The organism is Bacterioplanoides sp. SCSIO 12839 (assembly GCF_024397975.1).
Taxonomy (GTDB): domain Bacteria; phylum Pseudomonadota; class Gammaproteobacteria; order Pseudomonadales; family Oceanobacteraceae; genus Bacterioplanoides.
Map to the genome: position 1 here is coordinate 3,654,545 of NZ_CP073745.1, position 21,727 is coordinate 3,676,271.

Below are 21,727 nucleotides of genomic sequence, written 5' to 3' on the forward strand. Positions count from 1 at the left end.
CCTATGACAAAACAGCGCATACTGATTGTTGATGATGAGGCGTTTTACATTAAAGTGCTGGTTGAATTACTCAGCCCCGAGTATCAGGTAACGCTGGCTAAAAGTGGTGACCAGGCACTGCGCCTACTTGAGTCAGACGTGTTACCAGATTTAATCCTGCTGGACATTGTGATGCCGGATGAAGACGGCTACCAGGTTTGTGAAAAAATCAAAGCCACACCAAGAACTCAGGATATTCCGGTTATTTTTCTCACCGTAAAAAGTGAGGTGGAAGATGAAATAAAAGGCTTTGCCAGTGGCGCCTGTGATTACATCATCAAACCATTCTCTCCACCCGTAGTGTGTGCGCGGGTGGCAACACACCTGTCACTGCAACAAACCCGCAAACAGTTAAAAGAATACAACGACCACCTGGAACAGCGTGTTTACGAACGCACGCAGGAACTATCGCGCACTCAGGACATGGCGATTTATTGCATGACCTCGCTGGCAGAAACCCGCGACAATGAAACCGGCATGCACATTCGCCGCACGCAGCATTATGTTAAAGCGCTGGCGGAACATTTACGCAGCAGCGGCCAATTTACCGAGCAATTAGATGATGCCTATATTGAGCTGTTATTTAAATCGGCCCCCTTACATGACATTGGCAAAGTCGGTGTGCCAGACAGAATCTTGCTAAAGCCCGGCAAACTGGATGCCGATGAATGGGAGGAAATGAAAAAGCACGTCGAATATGGCAAGGCCGCTCTGGATACCGCAGAAAAAGAATACGGTGATTCCAGTTTTCTGGCGATGGCTAAAGATATTGTTTATTACCATCATGAACGCTGGGACGGCACGGGTTACCCGAGTGGGCTCTATGGCGAACATATTCCTTTATCGGCTCGCCTGATGGCCGTTGCCGATTGTTACGATGCTTTGATCAGTCGCCGGGTTTATAAAGAGGCGTTTCCGTTTGAAACGGCAGGCGAGATTATTCGTGAAGGCAAAGGTAACCATTTTGATCCGGTGATGGTGGATGCCTTTGAATCACTGGAATCCACCTTTATCGCCATTGCCAAACGCTTTGCGGATGATAATTAAACGCCGTCTTCCGCCAGCGCTTCTGTCGTTGCTTCGACTGCAGCTTCAGTATCAGCTTCAACTGCTGTTTCAGTAACGCTTTCTACAGCAGCAGGTAAGCCAGCGGTCGAGCATTCCCAACCCCAGCTTTGTTGCTTCTCAACAAACGCAGCGGCTTTTTCTTCGCAGTAACCTTCGAGGTTCTGGGCGCTCCATAAAGTTTCGGTGCCAGTTTCTTTGGTGTATTGCACTTCGCAAGGCAGCTGGCTGTCATCACGGTACACCACTTCGATCACACGTGTTTGAGTACCGTGGTTACAAGTCGTGGTGATATTTTCCAGAGCCAGAGCATTGGCCGACAGAAGCGTTAAAGCAGAGGAGATCAACAGGGTTTTCATGGGTCCTTCCTTCAGGTTGATGATAAGTCATGTTTATTAAATAGGAATTGTGGCTGGGGTCAATATGTAGGGTGACTTTATTGCCACATGTTCAATGAATATACCTTTAATTTTTTTGAGGTGTTCAGATTATCGGATCTTAAATATGGATTTTTATGTAAATCTAAAGCATGCAATATAATAAAACACAAAGAAAAGTCACAATTAAAACACCTAATTTAATTAAAATTTTATTAAAAAATCTCGTTGATAATTCTTGTGTTTTAAATTCAAGCTGAGTTATTTCTTCCTCATTCAAGCCTGAAGTGACCTCATGCTTTGAGTTCCGAAGAACTGCACATGCATCGTCATACTGAAAATCCAGAACAGTCCAAAGCCCAACATTTAGTGCTCCTGTAGTCATTCTAGACAAGTTAAATGATCTTTTAGATGAAATGTGCGTAAGAATACCTCTTCTTCTTAGTTTTTCCGCAACATACTCTGCACGTGATATATCTCCATATTGCTCAATTAATCGCACATAATTTCCTTATTAACTAACATTTTTTGAATTCATCATTGAAAAATCATAGAACCTATAAACTACTCCAGCCACATAAAAGTAATATTCCAACTGCCATCAATTAAGGAAAAAGTACCAAAAACAAAAAAGCCCCGATATGTCTCCATATCAGGGCTTTGATGATACTGCCAGAAATGCAAAAACTTAGTTTTTGCCACCACGCATGGAGTCAAAGAACTCATCGTTGGTTTTAGTCTGACGCAGTTTATCCAGCATAAACTCAATCGCCTGTACGTCTTCCATCTCGCTCATCAGCTTACGCAGAATCCACAGACGTTGCAGGTCAGCTTCTTTAAACATCATGTCTTCACGACGGGTGCCAGAGCGACGGATGTTAATCGCCGGGTAGATGCGTTTTTCAGCAATCTTACGATCCAGGTGTAATTCCTGGTTACCGGTACCTTTAAATTCTTCGAAGATCACTTCGTCCATCTTAGAACCGGTATCCACCAGCGCTGTGGCGATAATGGTTAATGAACCACCTTCTTCGACGTTACGGGCAGCACCAAAGAAGCGCTTTGGTTTTTCCAGTGCGTTGGCGTCAACACCACCAGTTAATACTTTACCGGAGGAAGGCACTACGGTGTTGTAAGCACGCGCCAGACGAGTGATGGAGTCCAGCAGGATCACAACGTCACGTTTGTGTTCAACCAGACGCTTGGCCTTTTCGATCACCATTTCAGCGACCTGAACGTGACGGGATGGTGGCTCATCGAAGGTCGACGCCACCACTTCACCGCGTACAGAGCGCTTCATTTCGGTTACTTCTTCCGGACGCTCGTCAATCAACAGTACGATCAGCTCAGCTTCCGGATTATTGCGGGTAATGGCCTGTGCTGTGGTTTGCAGCAGCATGGTTTTACCGGCTTTTGGTGGTGCTACGATCAGGCCACGCTGACCTTTACCTATCGGAGCAATCAGATCCAGTACCCGGGAAGACAGGTCTTCGGTTGAGCCAGTGCCCACTTCCAGTACCAGGCGCTCATCCGGGAACAAGGGTGTTAAGTTCTCGAATAAGATTTTAGATTTGGCATTTTCAGGTTTGTCGTCGTTAATTTTGGCGACTTTAAGCATCGCAAAATAACGTTCGCCGTCTTTTGGTGGGCGAATTTTACCTTCAATTTTGTCACCCTTACGCAGGTTGAAGCGACGAATCTGGCTTGGAGATACATAGATATCATCCGGACCGGCCAAATACGAGCTGCTGGCGCTACGCAAGAAACCAAAACCATCCTGAAGGATCTCAAGCACACCTTCGCCGTAGATATCTTCACCACTTTTGGCGTGGTTTTTAAGAATCGCGAAGATGATGTCCTGTTTACGCGTTCGGCTCACGTGTTCCAGGTTCATTTCTTTTGCGATGTTTAACAGCTCAGGGACGGATTTGAGTTTCAGATCAGAAAGATTCATACAGGTAGGTTTGTGTTGTTAGAAAATTAAAGATTTTAAATCTAGAAGAGGCGCCAGGACGGCGTTGAATGAAGAAAGACTATAGACAGGAAAGTGGGGGGTGTCTACAGCCAAACCGCATAAAAAGCCAATAAAGCGCTTTTTTATGCGGTTATTGCTTCAGGAAACAGTCTTATAAAGATTGTTCAATAAAAGCAGTCAGCTCAGATTTGCTCATTGCGCCAATTTTGGTCGCTTCGGCGTTGCCGTTTTTGAACAGAATCAGGGTTGGGATAGAACGGATACCAAACTTAGGCGCCGTCGCTTCGTTCTGGTCGATGTTCAGCTTCGCGATTTTCAGCTTGCCTTCGTATTCTTCAGCGATTTCTTCCAGTACCGGAGCAATCATCTTACAAGGACCACACCACTCAGCCCAGAAATCCACCAGTACTGGCAGGTCAGAACCCAGTACGTCAGCGTCAAATGAATCGTCGGATACGGTCAGGATTTGGTCACTCATGTGTTTCCCCTATGGAATATGTGAAATTTTGCAAATGCTGCGGCTATTGTACGCCCGGTTTGTCCGGAATCAATTCGAGATTTATCGTCAGGCGTGTATTCTGTGTTCCATCTATATAGTGTCAGAAAAAACAAATTCAAGAGTCTTTTATGTCCGAAGCCCCATTTGAGCCCTCTGATTCCTTCACTCATGGTCACACATCACAGCAGTCAGATGATCTGATTGCCGCAATCGATTTAGGTTCCAACAGTTTTCACATGGTGGTGGCCCAGGAGTTTCAAGGCGAAATCCGCACACTGGAGAAACGTGGACAAAAAGTACAATTAGCGGCTGGCCTGGATGCTCAGAATCACTTATCCGAAGAGGCACAACAACGCGGGCTGGACTGCCTACGCGAATTTGCTCAACGGGTTCAGGGCATGAACCCAGAGCGGGTCAGCGTACTGGCCACCAATGCGCTGCGGGCAGCGCGCAACCGCCAGGAGTTTATTGTGCGTGCCGAAGAGATTCTCGGCTACCCGATTGAGGTCATTGCTGGCCGGGAAGAAGCGCGCCTGATTTACCTCGGCGTGTCTCACACCCTGGCCGATGATCAGGGTAAGCGCCTGGTGGTGGATATTGGTGGCGGCTCGACCGAGTTTATTATCGGCTCCAAGTTTGAGCCCAAGGCACTGGAAAGCTTACACATGGGCTGTGTGTCGTTTACCCAGCGCTTCTTTATTGATGGCCTGATCACCGAGAGCCACTTCCGCGAGGCCGTAAACGCGGCCAAGCAAGAACTGCAGAATATTGAATCCGCCTATAAAAAGCTGGGCTGGAAAAATGTGGTTGGCTCATCCGGCACCATTCGCGCGGCCGAACAAGCCGTTGTCGAAAACGGCTGGAGTAACGAAGGGCTGACCCGGGATGGACTGAGCAAGCTGCGCCAGCGGTTATTGCAATTCCATCATGTGGATGACGTTGACCTGCCCGGCGTAAAACCCGAACGTGCTCAGGTATTTGTTGGTGGCCTGGCAATTTTAACAGCCATCTTTGAAACCTTTGATGTCGAAGTTATGACCTACTCCGACGGTGCGCTGCGTGAAGGCGCGTTATGGGATCTAGTCGGCCGCTCCACCCATGAAGATGTGCGTAATCGTGTGGTGCAGTCTCTGATGGAGCGTTTTTATGTGGATGATGCTCAGGCAGAACGGGTAAAAGACACGGCATTGTTGTTGTTTAAGCAGGTCAAAAAAGACTGGCAGCTGTCGGGCAGCTGGAAACACTGGCTGGCCTGGGCGGCGCAACTGCATGAAATAGGCCTGAGCATTGCGCATGCGGGTTTCCACAAACACGGCGCGTATTTGCTGCGCTATTCCGACTTATTGGGTTTTACTCGCCAGGGTCAGGCCACATTGGGATTCCTGGTGCGCAGCCATCGTCGCCGCTATCCGTTAGAAGAGATGGCGGTGTTATCTGCCACTCAGCGCGACACGGTGCTGAAGCTATCGTTATTACTGCGGCTTGCAGTACTACTGAATCACAGCCGTGGTGCACATCCGGTTCCGACACCACAAATACAGCTGGGCGAACACAGTATTCATCTGGAATTACCGGAAGGCTGGCTCGAACAACACCCACTCACCGCCAGAGACTTAACCAGCGAAGTCGACTATTTCAATGACATTGACTGGCAGCTGAGCTTTTCCTGAGATTAACCGGGCCTCTTAACAGGCCCTAAGCTCTCCATCCTTCCCTCACCACAAAGCTATCCGCTCGGTCAGCTTTTAATGGCACTGCATTTGCTAACCCTTATTAAGAGTTTTAACAAACTGAACGGTTTGGGTGCATTTTGCGTATTCTTCGCCAGAAAAAGGCTCACAAACCGTTTATTAATCAGATTGCAGCGATCATTTTGGGGCACATCCTGAGAAATCGCTCAATTTTGGTGCGTGATATTTTCAAAAGCATCACGCATCGAATGTGAGGACGGTGTGAACATAGCGCTTAACCCTATTGAAAAACATCCCGGGCTGGATACACAACGCTGGCTGGCACGCTTCAGTGCGGAGTTTTCAGCACAGTATGGCGACACCCGCTTAGGGAAAACCGAACATTTCGGCCCGCTGCGGGTACAGCGTCCATTTTTTCCGGAAGGTCCGGAATGTTTGCATTTCTATTTATTGCATCCACCGGGTGGCTTGGTTGGCGGTGACCAGCTTTCAATCGACTTAAGGCTACAGGACGGTGCACACGTATTAATGACCACACCCTCCGCCGGCAAGATTTACAACAACATCAGTGGTATTCCTCAAGGCCAACATGTCTCTATTGCCATTGGTGACGGCAGTGTTCTCGAATATTTGCCTCAGGAAAATATCGTCTTCGATGGCGCCGATGGCCAGCTCACAACCACCATCGACATCTCAGGAAATGGTTTGTTTGTTGGTTGGGAAATTACCTGCCTCGGCCGCTTTGAAAGTGAGCAGTTTTTTGAGCAAGGGCAGCTAATGCAAAGCCTGATGTTACGTCGTGATGGTCTGCCGCTTTTTTCCGATCGATTGCAGTTTGTAGCACCCTCACCGCTTCAAACCAGTCATGTTGGCTTTCAGAACTTTCATGTGTTTGGCACATTTTTGATTAATCGCACCGTGATGACAGACACCAATGAGCTGGGTGAAAAAATTATCGCCTGGCAGGAAGCGACCAATGATAGTGAACAACCATTAACGGTCGCGGTGACACAAAAGCCTGATGTATTTATTGCCCGGATTCTGGGCAATAAAGCTGAACAGGTACGTCATTGTTTTGAACAGTTATGGGCGCAACTGCGTAACGATGTCGTGGGTAAAGAACCCTGTGCTCCAAGAATCTGGCGTACTTAAAGTGCTATGAAATTTAACGTGAGTTATTGAGATATTTTCTTACGGGGCGCTACCAGTTCGTCCCTGAAGGCTAATCCATCACATCCCTGTGATGGACCCCTTCAGAAAACACCATCAATCACTCACAAATAGTGTTCAGCAAAAAGTTAAATTAATTTAGAAATAAGACTGGAGAATAAACGTGGAACTGTCTCCCAGAGAAAAAGATAAATTACTGTTGTTTGTTGCGGCTGAACTGGCGCAAAAACGCAAAGACCGTGGTGTAAAACTTAACTACCCGGAAAGCATTGCCTTAATCAGCGCTTTTATTATGGAAGGTGCGCGCGATGGCCGAACCGTTGCCGATTTAATGAATGCGGGTCGTCAGGTATTAAGCCGGGATGATGTGATGGATGGTATTGCTGAGATGTTGCCGGAAGTGCAGGTGGAAGCAACATTCCCCGACGGAACTAAGCTCGTCACCGTCCACAACCCCATCGCTTGAAAACTATTTGCGTTGTCATAGCGGTGTTAAAAATGAACTCGAAAATGCTCACTTATAACCACATAAGCTCCACTTTCTCGTTCATTTTTTCCTTGCTCTGACTGCCTCAATGACGTTTTCAATAGATAAAAGGAGAAGAAATATGATTCCAGGTGAAATTATCTGCGCCGATGGCGATATCGAAATCAATGTGGGCCGTAAAACGGTTGAAGTGGAAGTGGCTAACACCGGTGACCGTCCAATTCAGGTAGGCAGTCATTACCATTTCTACGAAACCAATTTAGCGTTGCGGTTTGAACGCGAAGTCACAAAAGGTTTTCGTTTAAATATTGCTGCAGGCACGGCAGTGCGCTTTGAGCCCGGCCAGGTGCGTACGGTAGAACTGGTTGAATACGCCGGTAAAAAAGAAGTTTATGGATTCCGTGGCGATGTGATGGGCAAAGTTTAACAGGGTGAAAACTACCTGCGTTGCCATAGCCGCGTTAAAAATCAGATATAAATGCTCATTTATGACTATAAACTGCGCTTTCTCTCTGATTTTTGCCTTGCTCTGGCTGCCTCGCAAACGTTTTCACTAGCCTGTTAAATAAAAAATAGGGGAGATTTAAGATGGCTAAAATTGATCGTCGCGCTTATGCCGATATGTACGGCCCAACCGTGGGTGACAAAGTTCGTTTAGGTGACACCGAATTATTTATTTCGCCAGAAAAAGATTACACCGTTTACGGCGACGAAGTGAAATTTGGTGGCGGTAAAGTCATTCGTGACGGTATGGGGCAAAGTCAGGCGCTCAGTGCCGACGTACCGGATACTGTTATTACCAACGCGTTAATCCTCGATTATTGGGGTGTGGTTAAAGCCGATATTGCGATTAAAGCCGGACGTATTACTGCCATTGGTAAGGCGGGCAACCCGGATACTCAGGAAGGCATCACTATTGAAGTAGGTGCCGGTACTGAGGTGATTGCAGGTGAAGGACAGATTGTGACTCCGGGCGGCATCGACGCGCATATTCATTTTATTTGCCCACAACAAGTTGAAGAAGCCTTAATGAGTGGTGTCACCACTATGTTGGGAGGCGGTACTGGCCCGGCGACGGGTACTAATGCAACCACCTGTACTCCGGGGCCGTGGCACATTGGCAAGATGTTGCAAGCGGTTGAAGATTTACCGATGAATATTGGTTTCTTAGGTAAAGGTAACGCCAGTTTACCGGGGCCGCTCAACGAGCAAATTGAAGCCGGTGCGATTGGCTTAAAATTGCACGAAGACTGGGGCACCACTCCGGCGTCGATTGATAACTGTTTATCGGTGGCGGAAGAATACGATGTGCAGGTGGCGATCCATACCGATACTTTAAATGAATCCGGCTTTGTTGAAGATACGCTGGCGGCATTTAAAGATCGTGTGATTCATACTTATCACACTGAAGGTGCCGGTGGTGGCCATGCGCCGGATATTATTAAGGCCTGTGGCTCGGATAATGTTTTACCGTCTTCCACCAACCCAACTCGCCCCTACACAGTCAATACCGTCGACGAACATTTGGACATGTTGATGGTGTGTCACCATTTAGATCCGAATATTCCAGAAGACGTTGCCTTTGCTGACTCCCGTATTCGTCGGGAAACCATTGCGGCGGAAGATATTCTGCATGACCTTGGTGCGTTCAGCATGATCTCGTCTGACTCTCAGGCGATGGGCCGTGTTGGTGAAGTGATTACCCGTACCTGGCAAACCGCTCATAAAATGAAAGTGCAGCGTGGTGCCTTACCAGAGGATTCTGCTGATAACGATAACTTCCGCTGTAAGCGTTACATTGCTAAATACGCCATTAACCCAGCGATTACCATGGGTGTTGCACACGAAGTGGGGTCGATTGAAGTGGGTAAATTAGCGGATCTGGTTTTATGGAAACCTGCGTTTTTTGGTACTAAGCCTTCGTTAATTTTAAAAGGCGGCATGATTGCGGGCGCACCGATGGGTGATCCAAATGCTTCCATCCCAACGCCGCAGCCAGTGCATTATCGTCCGATGTTTGGTGCGATGGGCAAAGCAGTGCATGAAACCAGCATCAGCTTTGTGTCTAAAGCGTCGTTAGAAAAAGGTACGCTAGATTATTTAGGTTTGAAAAAACAATTAAGTGCGGTGCGTGATACGCGTTCGATTCGTAAAGCGGATATGAAGCTGAATGACTACCAGCCTGTGTTGGAAGTTGATCCACAAACCTATGTGGTTACAGCAGATGGTGTTGAATTGAAGTGTGAGCCAGCGACAGAGCTGCCGATGGCACAGCGTTATTATTTGTTTTAAAGACTATGAAGCATTATTTGATTGTTTATTAAGCAACCTTCGGCAGCATGGATGCTGCGGACGAGCCTCCAAGGATGGATTCACGGCGTGTTGCGTATAAATGATCGAATAATGCTGAAAGATAAGTGCAATATTGAGATGTTGGTTTTCGGGGCGCTACCAGTTCGTCCCTGAAGGCTAATCCATCACATCCATGTGATGGACCCCTGCAACCAACACCATCAATATTCCACAGAATGATTTGATAAATTAGAAAACATATGAAAATTTTTACTCAATTAGCCGAAGGCACATTGGCTGCGGACATACCGTCAGCAGAAATCGTGTGCCTGACGTTTGATGATCGCAAGCGTGGTCGCTTAAAGATTAAAACTGAATCCGGTTTGGATGCGGGCATTCAGATTGAACGTGGCCAGGTGCTACGCCACGGTACAGTATTAACCAATGCCGATGGTGATTTTTTAATTGTGAATGCACAAAGCGAAAAAGTATCCACTGCACACGTTGAAGATCCAACGTTATTTGCCCGTGGTTGTTACCATCTGGGTAATCGCCATGTGCCATTACAAATTGGCGAAGGTTTTTTACGCTTTCAGGAAGACTACGTATTAGACGACATGCTGCACGGTTTAGGCATTCATGTGACTCATGAGCTGGCAACCTTTGAGCCAGAGAATGGTGCTTATGCTCCGGGTACGGGTGGTCATCATCACCATCATGGCGATGACGGTCATTCGCACGGGCATTCACATAGTCACGGGCACAGCCACTAATGACGACTCAAAACGCGGCATCGTTATTGGCGTTATTGCATATCTCCAGTCCGGCATTGCCGGTGGGCGCGTTTGCGTATTCACAAGGGTTGGAATACGCCTTGGATAAAGGCTGGTGCAAAAACCGTGATGACGTACAGCAGTGGATTGACCACAGTTTTGAGTTTGGTTTAGGGCAATTAGATTTGCCGCTGTATTTGCGCCTTTATCGTGCTTGGAAAAACAGTGACTTTGAAGCCGTGAATTATTGGAATGAAACATTAATATCGTTCCGTGAAACTAAAGAACTCTATCTGGAAGATATTCAGGTGGGAGGTGCCTTTGCTCAGTGGCATCTGGGTCAAGATGCTGAACGCCAACGTTATTTAGATCAGTGCCCACAACCTACGGTTGTTGCGATGAACGCATTGGCGGCGGTGTTATCGGATATTGATGAGCCAACGGCGTTATTAGGTTTTGCCTGGAGCTGGGTAGAAAACCAGATCGCCTGCGCCAGTAAGGCGATGCCGATGGGGCAAACCGATGGTCAGAAAATTCTGCAGCAAATCATTCCGTTATTAACGCGGGTATGTGATGCCGCACAAAACATTGAAGATGAACAAATAGGAACGGGCTTAATGGGATTGGCGATAGCGTCGTCGCTGCACGAGCAGCAATATTCTCGTTTGTTTAGGTCTTAAAGAATTTGAGGATTAAGAAGATGGATGCTTTTCCAAAGCAGCAACAGGATGTTGCGAGAGCACAAAGATCACAGGGACGTGGCTTTTTGTGCTCCGACTGGAAAAGTATCCATCTTATTAATCCGGTTTGTATTAAATGAAACATTGAGATTTTGGCTACCGGGGCGCTACAAGTTCGTCCCTGAAGGCTAATAAATCACATCCATGTGATTTACCCCTCTCGCCAAAAACATCAATATTTCATCTGATAATAGCGAAGGAATCAGGTAGAAAAATGAAACAAGTATTGCGCGTTGGTGTAGGTGGCCCGGTTGGTTCCGGCAAAACTGCACTGCTAGAAAAAATCTGTCAAACCATGCGCGAGCATTACAACATCGCCGTGGTAACCAATGATATTTACACCAAAGAAGATGCCAAATTCCTGATGCGCAAAGAGGCATTAGAAGAAGACCGCATTCTGGGTGTTGAAACCGGTGGCTGTCCACACACTGCCATTCGTGAAGATGCGTCGATGAACCTGGCTGCGGTTAAGCAACTGCAAGATGCCCACGACGGCTTAGAAATGGTGCTGGTAGAAAGTGGCGGTGATAACTTATCGGCGACGTTCAGCCCGGAATTATCCGACTTAACCATCTATGTCATTGATGTGTGCGCTGGCGATAAAATTCCGCGCAAAGGTGGCCCGGGTATTACCAAGTCGGATCTATTAATCATCAACAAAGTCGATATTGCCGAACACGTTGGCGCATCATTGGAAATTATGGATCGTGATACCCGAAAAATGCGTGGAGACCGCCCGTTTGTATTAGCGAATGTTGAAACCACCAAAGGTATCGGTGAAATTATCCGCTTTATTATCGACCACGGCATGTTAGAAAAGCGTGAATCCATTGAGCCTGCATTAGCCAACATGATTCCAGGCCATGACCCAGCGAAAGATGGCAGCGTTGCCTCCACTCGATCTGAATAAATTGTAAGAGGAAGACACGATGAATATTGTTAAAAAATTACTGCTGACGGCTGCCGGTATAGCTGCTTCGGCGCAGGCATTGGCTCATGCTGATCATAGCCACTCCATTGGTGGTGTTTTCGCTAACCTGATGCACCAGCTGACCGAGCCAGATCACTTGGCCATGATTATCACTGGTGTGGTTGTTGCCGTTGTGGGCTATAAAACACTGAAAAACAAAAAGTCAGAGAATTCAAAAGACTTCTGATACAGCTCTATCTCATTGAAACCGGCGCAAGCCGGTTTTTTTGTTTATTAGGACCTGTTAACTCTAAGTACAGAAGCGGAGTCATTCCTTTTCAGATCATAAATGCACCACAACGAAATCAAATTGAAATTTAATGTTCACATTTAGTGCATCGAACCATAGACCTCAGAGTTATAAACACTAAATTGCCCAGTAATAGTCAGACAATGCTTTAAAAACAGGCATTTAAAAAATTGGTACACCCCTTGCTCTAGGTTATTCAGCTTTAAAAACAACTGGTCTGATATTGCAATACGTTAATCGACGTAGCTCTGTAGCAGATCAGAACTTCATTTAAAACAGTCCGTATAAAGGATGAATAATCATGAAAAAAACTGGATTTAATGTTCTGAAGAAAGCAAGCAAAGTCATGGCAATCAGTGCGTTGGCAGCGGGGGTAAGTTTAGCCAATGCAGCCGATACGATTAAAGTTGGTGTACTGCACTCTCTGTCAGGCACCATGGCTATTTCCGAAACCACATTAAAAGATACTGTATTAATGATGGTTGAAGAACAGAACAAAAAAGGCGGACTGTTAGGTAAGAAGCTGGAAGCAGTCGTGGTAGACCCGGCTTCTAACTGGCCTTTATTTGCGGAAAAAACCCGTGAATTATTAGAAAAAGAAGAAGTAGACGTTATTTTTGGTTGCTGGACGTCTGTTTCCCGTAAATCTGTTTTGCCCGTTGTTGAAGAATTAAATGGCCTGCTGTTCTACCCGGTTCAGTACGAAGGTGAAGAGTCTTCTTACAATGTGTTCTACACCGGTGCTGCGCCTAACCAACAGGCTATTCCCGCCGTTGATTATTTGATGGAAGACGGTGAAGTTGAACGTTGGGTATTGGCTGGAACCGACTACGTTTATCCACGCACCACCAATAAGATTTTAGAAAGCTACCTGAAATCAAAAGGTGTTGCTGAAAAAGACATCATGATCAACTACACACCATTTGGCCACAGCGATTGGCAAACCATCGTTTCTGACATTAAAAAGTTCGGTAGCGCAGGTAAGAAGACCGCAGTTGTTTCAACCGTAAACGGTGATGCTAACGTTCCTTTCTATAAAGAGTTGGCGAACCAGGGCATCAGCGCTGAAGATATTCCAGTGGTCGCTTTCTCTGTGGGCGAAGAAGAACTGTCCGGTTTTGACACCTCTCCATTAGTGGGCCACTTAGCGGCTTGGAACTACTTCCAGAGTGCTGAATCCGATACTAATGATAAGTTCATTGAACAGTGGCAGGCTTACACTAAAGATGAAGATCGCGTAACCAATGACCCAATGGAAGCGACCTATATTGGTTTCCAGATGTGGGCAAAAGCGGTTGAAAAGGCGAAAAGCGAAGACGTCGATAAAGTGCGTGCAGCCATGTACGGTATTGAAGTGCCTAACCTGACTGGTGGTATGGCGAAAATGAATGAAAACCACCATCTGTCTAAGCCAGTATTAATTGGTGAAATTCAGGATGATGGTCAATTTGATATCGTTTGGAAAACCGACGAAGTAGTTAAGGGTGATGCCTGGACCGATTACCTGCCAGAGTCTGCCAACCTGATCTCCGATTGGACAGCACCGGTTAGCTGCGGTAACTACAACACCGTAACTAAGAGCTGTGGTGGCGCTGCGGTAGCCGCGGAATAATTGCAACACCATTAGTGTGCAATAAGGAGCCTGATGTCAGGCTCCTTATTTTTTGCCCGCTTATTGATCTTTATTGGGCGACTCGTCCAACCTTATATTCGAAAAGGGATATTCCCATGCGCGTAACTCAATCTCTCTCGATTTGGTTATTGGCTCTTCTTCTCTCTATTGCAGGTCCGTTACAAGCTCAAACAGAAAGCATTGAACCGACCGATGTATCAGGCAATAACGAGCTTGAGCTACTGGCACAACAGTTACCCAGTGCCAACTATAAGAAAAAAGCAAATATTATTGAGCAGATGTCTGCGATATCTGACGAAAAAACACTGACGCTACTCCAGGCAATGCTGGATTCAGAGCTTTATTATCGAAAATCCGACAAGTTATTGGTGTTGGTCGAATCCTTTAAATCCGAACAGGGCATTAAACAGGCCTTTGGTGACCAGCCTGTTGAAAATATCGGCAAACGTAAATTCAAAAAAATTGGCGTAAATAATAAAATTCGCCGTCAGTTACGTTCGGCGATTGCGTTAATTCAGATTTCATCCGGCAATGATGAGCAACGCTTTAATGCTGCACAAAATCTGTTAAAAGCACCGGATTCAATCGCGTCTGAAGAACTGAGAAAACTGATTAAGGCTGAAGAAAGGCAAAAAGTTTCTGAGGTTTTATTGCTGTCTCAGGCATTACAGAACCTGAACAGTGCTGACGCCGATATCCGATTGCAAGCAATTAACGCGTTAGATCGTTCGTTATATTCCGAAGTGCGTGTGGCGCTGAGTAAATTTGCTGATGGCTTCTCTGAAGAGCAACAGAAAAGCCGCGCTGATGAATATCAGCTGGCCACTAAAACCATCGAAAATATTGATCAGTTATTAAAACTGAACAGCTATGCTGAAAATCTGTATTTTGGCCTGTCTCTGGGCGCAGTACTGCTGTTGGCCGCCATTGGTCTGGCCATTACCTTTGGGGTGATGGGCGTGATTAATATGGCCCATGGTGAAATGATTATGCTGGGTGCGTATACCACCTATGTGGTGCAACAGTTAATGCCGAATTCCATTGGTATGTCATTGGTCGTTGCGATTCCGGCTGCATTTTTAGTGAGTGGCTTAGTGGGCGTGTTAATTGAGCGCTCGGTAATTCGCCATTTATACGGCCGTCCATTAGAAACCTTGCTGGCAACCTTTGGTATCAGCCTGATTTTACAGCAAGCGGTACGTTCTATTTTTGGCCCATTAAACCGCGATGTCACAACGCCGGACTGGATGGCTGGCACCTTTATGATCAATCCAGCATTGGAACTTACCTTTAACCGTTTATACATCATTATTTTCAGCTTATTGGTGCTGGCGGCTTTGGCGCTGGTGTTAAAACGAACCTTATTTGGTTTACAGATGCGTGCTGTGACCATGAATCGTCCGATGGCAAATTCTATGGGGATTCGTACCGGTTGGGTCGATGCGCTGACCTTTGGTTTAGGCTCCGGTATTGCGGGCATTGCTGGTGTGGCATTAAGCCAGTTAACCAATGTTGGTCCGAACCTGGGACAGGCTTATATCATCGACTCCTTTATGGTGGTGGTATTTGGTGGCGTCGGTAATTTATGGGGCACTCTGGTTGCTGCCATGTCTTTGGGTGTAGCGAATAAATTCTTCGAACCACTGGCCGGTGCAGTATTAGCAAAAATTCTGGTACTGGTATTTATTATTTTATTTATTCAGAAACGACCACGAGGGCTGTTTGCTCTGAAAGGTCGTGCGGTTGAAGGTTGATATATTCACTTTAAGTTAACACCGTTGAATATTTCAGTCTGACTGTATTGGAGTTTTATAAGCAGGCCTTTTTTGCAGGGATGCAAAAAGGGAGTCTACAGGGATGTATTTACGACGTCCTGCGTTAAAACTGCAATGCAGTCAGGCGATAAAGGAAATCTTTATGAAAGATATAAAACTTGGGCCAATCACTTCATTATTGGCTAACGACAAAGCCGGGCAGCGATTGGTTATTGCTATTCTGGCACTGGCGATCATTGTTCCCTTCTGCAATCTGGTATTTCCGGAAGGGTCCATTTTTCACATCTCCACCTACACCATGACATTACTGGGCAAATACCTGTGTTATGCCCTGTTAGCGCTGGCGGTGGATTTAATCTGGGGCTACTGCGGTATTCTCAGCCTGGGGCATGGCGCTTTTTTTGCCCTGGGTGGTTATGCCATGGGCATGTACCTGATGCGCCAGATTGGTGATCGTGGTGTTTACGGTAATCCGGAACTTCCCGACTTTATGGTGTTTTTGAACTGGACCGAATTGCCTTGGTACTGGTTTGGTTTTGATCAGTTCTGGTTTGCCGCCATTATGATTCTGGCTGCGCCGGGCATTCTGGCGTTTGTTTTTGGTGCGCTGGCTTTCCGCTCCCGCGTAACCGGGGTGTATTTATCCATTATTACTCAGGCTCTAACCTATGCCTTAATGCTGGCCTTCTTCCGAAATGATATGGGTTTTGGCGGCAATAATGGCTTAACCGACTTTAAAGATATTCTGGGCTTTGACCTGCAATCAGACTCGACTCGTGCGGCATTATTTATTGCTTCGGCGCTGGCGTTAATTCTGGGTTATTTAATCAGTCGCTTTATTGTTGACTCTAAACTGGGCCGTGTTCTGGTTGCTATTCGCGATGCTGAAAGCCGTACCCGCTTTATTGGCTATCGGGTTGAGCACTACAAACTCTTTGTTTTTGTGGTGTCTGCCATGCTGGCCGGTGTGGCCGGTGCTTTGTATGTTCCTCAGGTGGGCATTATTAATCCAGGTGAATTTGCTCCGATTTTATCCATTGAGATGATTATTTGGGTAGCGGTGGGTGGCCGTGGCACCTTATACGGTGCTGTGATTGGTGCCTTTATTGTGAACTACGCCAAAACCTATTTTACCGGTGCATTTGCTGAGTTGTGGTTATTCCTGTTGGGTGGCTTGTTTGTGTTATCCACCTTATATCTGCCAAAAGGTGTGGTGGGTTTAGTACAACAAATCAAAGAAAAACGGGCAGCAAAACAATTAAGCGATGACGCTGCCGATGATATTCCGGTAATTCCTCAAGGAGGTAACTCATGAGTCAGGCACCTCTGCATATTGAAAATCCATCAGTCTTGTATCTGGATGGTGTTACCGTCAGTTTTGATGGTTTTAAAGCTTTAAACTCATTGTCTTTATTAATTGAGCCGGGAGAAATGCGCGCCATTATTGGCCCGAATGGTGCCGGTAAAACCACCATGATGGATGTGATTACCGGCAAAACCAAACCCGATGAAGGCACCTTGTTATTTAACAATCATCACGATCTGACCCAATACGATGAAGCCGCGGTAGCGAACTTAGGTATTGGTCGGAAATTCCAGAAACCGAGTGTCATCGAAAGCTTAACAATTTTTGAAAATCTGGAAATGTCGTTAAAAGGTGGTCGTTCTGTCTGGCAGGCATTACGCCATAAATTATCGTCAGCACAAAAGAACAAACTGGATGAAATTCTGGGCATGATTGATCTGGGCGATCAATTGCACAATCTGGCGGGCAATTTATCCCATGGTCAAAAACAATGGTTAGAAATTGGCATGTTGTTGGGCCAGGAGCCGGAGCTGTTATTAATTGACGAACCCGCTGCGGGTATGACCGATGAAGAAACCATGAAAACCGCTGAACTGTTTAAAGAGCTGGCGAAAAGCCATTCACTGATGGTGGTGGAACACGATATGGACTTTATTGATGCGCTGGATTGTCGGGTGACGGTACTCAATGAAGGTAGCGTGCTCGCAGAAGGATCATTAGCCTCAGTTAAGGCCAATGACGAGGTTATTGAAAAGTACCTGGGTCGGTAATAAAGCTATTTGCATTGCTGCTACGTTGTTAAAAATTGATTCAAAATACTCATTTATGATTTATAAACTCCGTCTTTTCATCAATTTTTGCCTCGTATCAGCTGCTTCAATAACGCTTTATCAGAATTGAGATTAAGAATTATGTTACGAGTCAACCAATTAAACGTCGCCTACGGAGCCAGTCAGGCGTTATACGATGTCAGCCTGCAGGCTGAAATTGGCAAAGTCACTTGTGTGTTAGGGCGTAATGGGGTCGGTAAAACCACCTTAATGAAAGCTTTATCCGGGCAACTGGATACCATGAACGGTCAGATTCGCTGGATCGATGGCCAGCTTGATGGACTATCCCCGGCAGATCGGGCGCGTCAGGGCATTGCCTACGTGCCTCAGGGGCGCGATATCTTTGCTCAGCTGACGGTGGAAGAAAACTTACAAACCGCGTTTTCAGCGTTGCCGCGCAATCAGCGTCATATCGACCCGGAAATATTTTCACTATTTCCGGTGTTACAACAAATGTTGAAGCGCCGTGGTGGTGACTTATCCGGTGGTCAGCAACAGCAGCTGGCCATTGCCCGGGCGTTATTACTGCGCCCTAAGTTGCTGATTCTGGATGAACCGACTGAAGGCATTCAACCGTCGATCATTAAAGATATTCAGCGGGTAATTGAACTGCTGCGGGATCGTGGCGAAATGGCCATTGTGTTGGTCGAACAATATCTCGACTTTGCTGCTGAGCTGGCGGATGAGTTTATTATTCTGGAGCGTGGCCGCGTGGTGGCCTCCGGCGCAGGCCATGAATTAAAAACGTCTGAACAGGCCCGCGAACTGCTGGCGATTTGATTTAATACAAACCGCCAGAAAACAGGCTTTAATCGGCTTTCTTCTCTAACTCAGCTAAGCGCTGCTCCAGCTCAACCAATTGAGCCTGGGTGCGGCGCAGCACTTCTAACTGCACATCAAACTCTTCGCGAGTCACCAGATTAGCATTCGTCAGCATGGACTGAAGCTGCCCTCGCATCAGTAATTTCATATCTTCCGGAATGCCCGGTGTTGGTAACTTCTCCAGAAACTCATCAGCCATTTGTTTGATTTGGGCAGGGTTAATCATGTCAGATTCTCAATCATTCTTTAATTTTGACCCATATTGTACCAGTGAATCACATTTATCAGCATACACAACGCTTACCGCCCCATTAAAAGGCCACCCGGCGACCCGTGTATTTTTTTAGTGCACACACCAGCAAGCAGACGCTCCAATTTAGTGCTCAATTATGGTGCATGCACCAAGATGAAATCACTTTTCTTTGCAAATTCGCTAAACCTGATCGTAAGAGTCTGTTTTTCTGCGGTTTTTAAAAGTTGGCACACCCGCTGCTAATAGCTAATCACAGAATTAAAACGGTGCATCTGCATCGATCAATAAAGTTTGAAAATAACTGCGAAGGAAAAGAACGATGAAAAAATTAACTCAAGCAATTGCTCTGGCTGGTGTAATGACTGCAGCAGCTGTACCAGCGGTACAAGCAGAAGTTGAAGTATCTGCATCCGCAGCAGTAGCGAATATGTACCTGTGGCGTGGTCAGGATCTGGGTAACGGCGCTGCTGCTGTTTCTGGTGATCTGACTGTTAGCTCTGGTGGTGCTTATGCCGGTGTTTGGACTTCATCTGGTGATACAGAACTGGGCCAGGAATACGACCTGTACTTGGGTTACGGTGGCGAAGCTGGTGACTTCAGCTATGACGTAAGCGCATGGACTTATGTTTATTCTGGTGATGATGCCGTTAATGGCCGTGGCAACACCTTTGAGACTTCAGACCTGATCATCTCTGGTGCATACGGCCCAGTATCTGCTTCTTACTACTATGTATTGGCTGGTAACGATGACTACAGCTACTTCACTTTAGGTGCAGAAGCAGGTGCCTTCTCTGCAACTCTGGGTCAGGCTGACGACGGTGATGAAGATTACACTCACCTGGACTTGAGCTATGCCTATAACGACAACATCTCTTTCACTTTGAGTAAAGTGGTCGATCAATCTCTGGACATTGATGAAGATGCCGGTGCTGTTGATGAAGATACTAAAGTAGTTGTGTCTTATAGCCTGCCTATTGAGCTGTAAAAAGCATACAATGGCCCGTGCCCCCGCATGGGCCATTGATCACACTGAATTTTCTCGAGCATTCAACTTAAGGGGTTTTCTATGAAACTCATTACTGCTGTTGTTAAGCCGTTCAAGCTGGACGACGTGCGTGAAGCACTGTCTGAGATCGGCGTTCAGGGCATCACCGTCACTGAAGTAAAAGGTTTTGGCCGCCAGAAAGGTCACACTGAACTGTATCGTGGCGCGGAATACGTTGTTGATTTCCTGCCTAAAGTAAAAATTGAAGTCGCTATCTCTGACGACTTGGCTGACAAAGTGATTGAAGCCATCACTAAAGCAGCGAACACCGGCAAAATCGGTGACGGCAAAATTTTTGTAACTTCTCTGGAACAAATCATTCGTATCCGTACCGGTGAGACCGGCGCTGACGCAGTTTGATTCTCTCACTGAGAGCACTGTTTTAAGAACATCGAATAGCATCTAAAGCCTAATGCGGGGGGCTTAGCATGGAACAAAATCTGAATCATATTTATGAACTGCAATACGCCATGGACACCTTTTATTTTCTGGTGTGTGGCGCATTGGTAATGTGGATGGCGGCTGGTTTCGCTATGTTAGAAGCGGGCCTGGTTCGCTCTAAAAACACCACAGAAATTCTGACTAAAAACGTCGCTCTGTTTGCGATTTCGTGCACCATGTACCTGGTATGTGGTTATGAGTTTATGTACGGCGGCGGTTTCTTCTTAAGCGGCACTGACAGTGTTGCAAGCATGACTGACGAAGCTGTAGCAGGCGTACTGGCCGCTTCTCATGAAGCTGGTTTCGGTGGTGACTCTGTTTACTCTGGCGCTTCTGACTTCTTCTTCCAGGTAGTATTCGTAGCAACGGCCATGTCGATTGTTTCTGGTGCAGTTGCTGAGCGTATGAAGCTGTGGGCTTTCCTGGCATTCGCAGTAGTAATGACCGGTGTTATCTACCCAATGGAAGGTAGCTGGACCTGGAATGGCGATGCAGTATTTGGTTTGTACGAGCTGAGCTACTCTGACTACGCGGGTTCCGGTATTGTTCACATGGCAGGTGCTGCAGCCGCTCTGGCCGGTGTATTACTGTTAGGTCCACGTAAAGGTAAATACGGCCCGAATGGTGAAGCACGTGCAATTCCTGGTGCAAACCTGCCTCTGGCAACCCTGGGTATGTTCATCCTGTGGATGGGTTGGTTCGGTTTCAACGGTGGTTCTACTCTGAAACTGGGTGGCATTGCGGTAGCTAACGAAGTGGCCAGCGTATTCCTGAACACTAACGCAGCTGCTGCTGGTGGCCTGATCGCCGCTCTGATTACTGCTTACGTTCTGTTCCGTAAGGCGGATCTGACCATGGCTCTGAACGGTGCACTGGCTGGTCTGGTTGCGATCACGGCTGAGCCTGCTGATCCAAGCCCATTCCTGGCAACCATCATTGGTGCTATCGGTGGTATTGTGGTTGTGTTCTCTATCCTGACTCTGGACAAGCTGAAAATTGATGATCCGGTAGGTGCTATCTCTGTACACGGTGTTGTAGGCATCTGGGGTATCTTCGCGGTACTGCTGTCAGACGCTGATGCAACCTTCATGGGTCAGCTGGTCGGTATGTTAACTATCTTCGTATGGGTATTCGTAACTTCTCTGATCGTATGGAGCATCATCAAAGTTGTGATGGGTCTGCGTGTTACTGAAGAAGAAGAGTACGAAGGTGTGGATCTGTCTGAGTGTGGTATGGAAGCATACCCAGAGTTCACTGCTTCTAAGTAATCTGAAGCAGCCTCAACTCAACAGCA

Annotated in this window: 23 protein-coding genes; 18 read left to right on the plus strand and 5 right to left on the minus strand. The window is 46.7% G+C overall.

Annotated elements, in window-relative coordinates:
* Positions 1-3 precede the first annotated feature (3 nt).
* Positions 4-1,086, plus strand: a complete 1,083-nt coding sequence (locus KFF03_RS16580) for a two-component system response regulator (RefSeq protein ID WP_255858036.1) — start codon at positions 4-6, stop codon at positions 1,084-1,086.
* On the opposite strand, the gene KFF03_RS16585 is transcribed toward KFF03_RS16580, so the two are convergent.
* The 4 genes from KFF03_RS16585 to trxA form a co-directional block, all read right to left on the minus strand.
* The gene (locus KFF03_RS16585; RefSeq protein ID WP_255858037.1) at positions 1,083-1,463 is read right to left on the minus strand and encodes a hypothetical protein; all 381 of its coding nucleotides are present in this window, start codon (positions 1,461-1,463) and stop codon (positions 1,083-1,085) included. The genes KFF03_RS16580 and KFF03_RS16585 overlap by 4 nt on opposite strands.
* Before the next feature lie 163 nt (positions 1,464-1,626).
* Entirely contained in the window at positions 1,627-1,983 is a 357-nt protein-coding gene (locus tag KFF03_RS16590) for a hypothetical protein (protein ID WP_255858038.1), read from the minus strand.
* 186 nt (positions 1,984-2,169) lie between these two features.
* Positions 2,170-3,435, minus strand: a complete 1,266-nt coding sequence (rho, locus tag KFF03_RS16595; protein WP_255858039.1) for a transcription termination factor Rho — start codon at positions 3,433-3,435, stop codon at positions 2,170-2,172.
* A 172-nt stretch (positions 3,436-3,607) separates the two neighbouring features.
* Complete coding sequence (gene trxA, locus KFF03_RS16600) at positions 3,608-3,934, minus strand: thioredoxin TrxA (RefSeq protein ID WP_255858040.1); 327 nt, start codon at positions 3,932-3,934, stop codon at positions 3,608-3,610.
* A 149-nt stretch (positions 3,935-4,083) separates the two neighbouring features.
* Between trxA and ppx the strand changes: the two genes are divergently transcribed.
* The 14 genes from ppx to urtE all read left to right on the plus strand — a co-directional run bounded on the left by ppx (position 4,084) and on the right by urtE (position 18,652).
* Positions 4,084-5,625 (plus strand): exopolyphosphatase, encoded by a 1,542-nt coding sequence (gene ppx / locus KFF03_RS16605; protein WP_255858041.1) that lies wholly within the window; start codon positions 4,084-4,086, stop codon positions 5,623-5,625.
* A 282-nt stretch (positions 5,626-5,907) separates the two neighbouring features.
* Positions 5,908-6,798 (plus strand): urease accessory protein UreD, encoded by an 891-nt coding sequence (locus KFF03_RS16610; RefSeq protein WP_255858042.1) that lies wholly within the window; start codon positions 5,908-5,910, stop codon positions 6,796-6,798.
* Between the two features lie 181 nt (positions 6,799-6,979).
* Positions 6,980-7,282, plus strand: coding sequence for an urease subunit gamma (gene ureA, locus KFF03_RS16615; RefSeq protein WP_255858043.1), 303 nt, complete (start codon positions 6,980-6,982; stop codon positions 7,280-7,282).
* Between the two features lie 142 nt (positions 7,283-7,424).
* Positions 7,425-7,730: an urease subunit beta gene (locus tag KFF03_RS16620; RefSeq protein WP_255858044.1), complete on the plus strand. Its 306-nt coding sequence runs from the start codon at positions 7,425-7,427 to the stop codon at positions 7,728-7,730.
* Between the two features lie 161 nt (positions 7,731-7,891).
* On the plus strand, positions 7,892-9,595 hold the full coding sequence (gene ureC / locus KFF03_RS16625) for an urease subunit alpha (protein WP_255858045.1): 1,704 nt from the start codon (positions 7,892-7,894) through the stop codon (positions 9,593-9,595).
* 260 nt (positions 9,596-9,855) lie between these two features.
* Entirely contained in the window at positions 9,856-10,368 is a 513-nt protein-coding gene (ureE, locus tag KFF03_RS16630) for an urease accessory protein UreE (RefSeq protein ID WP_255858046.1), read from the plus strand.
* Positions 10,368-11,048 (plus strand): urease accessory protein UreF, encoded by a 681-nt coding sequence (locus tag KFF03_RS16635; protein WP_255858047.1) that lies wholly within the window; start codon positions 10,368-10,370, stop codon positions 11,046-11,048. Before ureE ends, KFF03_RS16635 begins: the two co-directional genes overlap by 1 nt.
* Positions 11,049-11,322: 274 nt before the next feature.
* Positions 11,323-12,018 carry an urease accessory protein UreG gene (gene ureG / locus KFF03_RS16640; protein ID WP_255858048.1) on the plus strand — a complete coding sequence of 232 codons (696 nt, stop codon included), beginning with the start codon at positions 11,323-11,325 and terminating at the stop codon, positions 12,016-12,018.
* Positions 12,019-12,037: 19 nt separating this feature from the next.
* Positions 12,038-12,265, plus strand: a complete 228-nt coding sequence (locus KFF03_RS16645) for a HupE/UreJ family protein (RefSeq protein WP_255858049.1) — start codon at positions 12,038-12,040, stop codon at positions 12,263-12,265.
* Positions 12,266-12,674: 409 nt separating this feature from the next.
* The gene (gene urtA / locus KFF03_RS16650; protein WP_255860952.1) at positions 12,675-13,940 is read left to right on the plus strand and encodes an urea ABC transporter substrate-binding protein; all 1,266 of its coding nucleotides are present in this window, start codon (positions 12,675-12,677) and stop codon (positions 13,938-13,940) included.
* 116 nt (positions 13,941-14,056) lie between these two features.
* Positions 14,057-15,715 (plus strand): urea ABC transporter permease subunit UrtB, encoded by a 1,659-nt coding sequence (gene urtB / locus KFF03_RS16655; protein WP_255858050.1) that lies wholly within the window; start codon positions 14,057-14,059, stop codon positions 15,713-15,715.
* A gap of 163 nt (positions 15,716-15,878) precedes the next feature.
* The gene (urtC, locus tag KFF03_RS16660) at positions 15,879-17,051 is read left to right on the plus strand and encodes an urea ABC transporter permease subunit UrtC (protein WP_255858051.1); all 1,173 of its coding nucleotides are present in this window, start codon (positions 15,879-15,881) and stop codon (positions 17,049-17,051) included.
* Entirely contained in the window at positions 17,048-17,812 is a 765-nt protein-coding gene (urtD, locus tag KFF03_RS16665; RefSeq protein ID WP_255858052.1) for an urea ABC transporter ATP-binding protein UrtD, read from the plus strand. Before urtC ends, urtD begins: the two co-directional genes overlap by 4 nt.
* A 141-nt stretch (positions 17,813-17,953) precedes the next feature.
* On the plus strand, positions 17,954-18,652 hold the full coding sequence (urtE, locus tag KFF03_RS16670; protein ID WP_255858053.1) for an urea ABC transporter ATP-binding subunit UrtE: 699 nt from the start codon (positions 17,954-17,956) through the stop codon (positions 18,650-18,652).
* Positions 18,653-18,680: 28 nt separating this feature from the next.
* Here urtE and KFF03_RS16675 read toward each other — a convergent pair whose 3' ends face one another.
* A complete protein-coding gene (locus KFF03_RS16675) occupies positions 18,681-18,920 on the minus strand; it encodes an accessory factor UbiK family protein (RefSeq protein WP_255858054.1) in 240 nt (79 codons plus the stop codon).
* 346 nt (positions 18,921-19,266) lie between these two features.
* Between KFF03_RS16675 and KFF03_RS16680 the strand changes: the two genes are divergently transcribed.
* The 3 genes from KFF03_RS16680 (at position 19,267) to KFF03_RS16690 (ending at position 21,701) form a co-directional block, all read left to right on the plus strand.
* On the plus strand, positions 19,267-19,932 hold the full coding sequence (locus tag KFF03_RS16680; protein WP_304941512.1) for a TorF family putative porin: 666 nt from the start codon (positions 19,267-19,269) through the stop codon (positions 19,930-19,932).
* Positions 19,933-20,013: 81 nt separating this feature from the next.
* On the plus strand, positions 20,014-20,352 hold the full coding sequence (gene glnK / locus KFF03_RS16685) for a P-II family nitrogen regulator (RefSeq protein WP_255858055.1): 339 nt from the start codon (positions 20,014-20,016) through the stop codon (positions 20,350-20,352).
* A gap of 68 nt (positions 20,353-20,420) precedes the next feature.
* Positions 20,421-21,701, plus strand: coding sequence for an ammonium transporter (locus KFF03_RS16690; RefSeq protein ID WP_255858056.1), 1,281 nt, complete (start codon positions 20,421-20,423; stop codon positions 21,699-21,701).
* Positions 21,702-21,727: the final 26 nt, after the last annotated feature.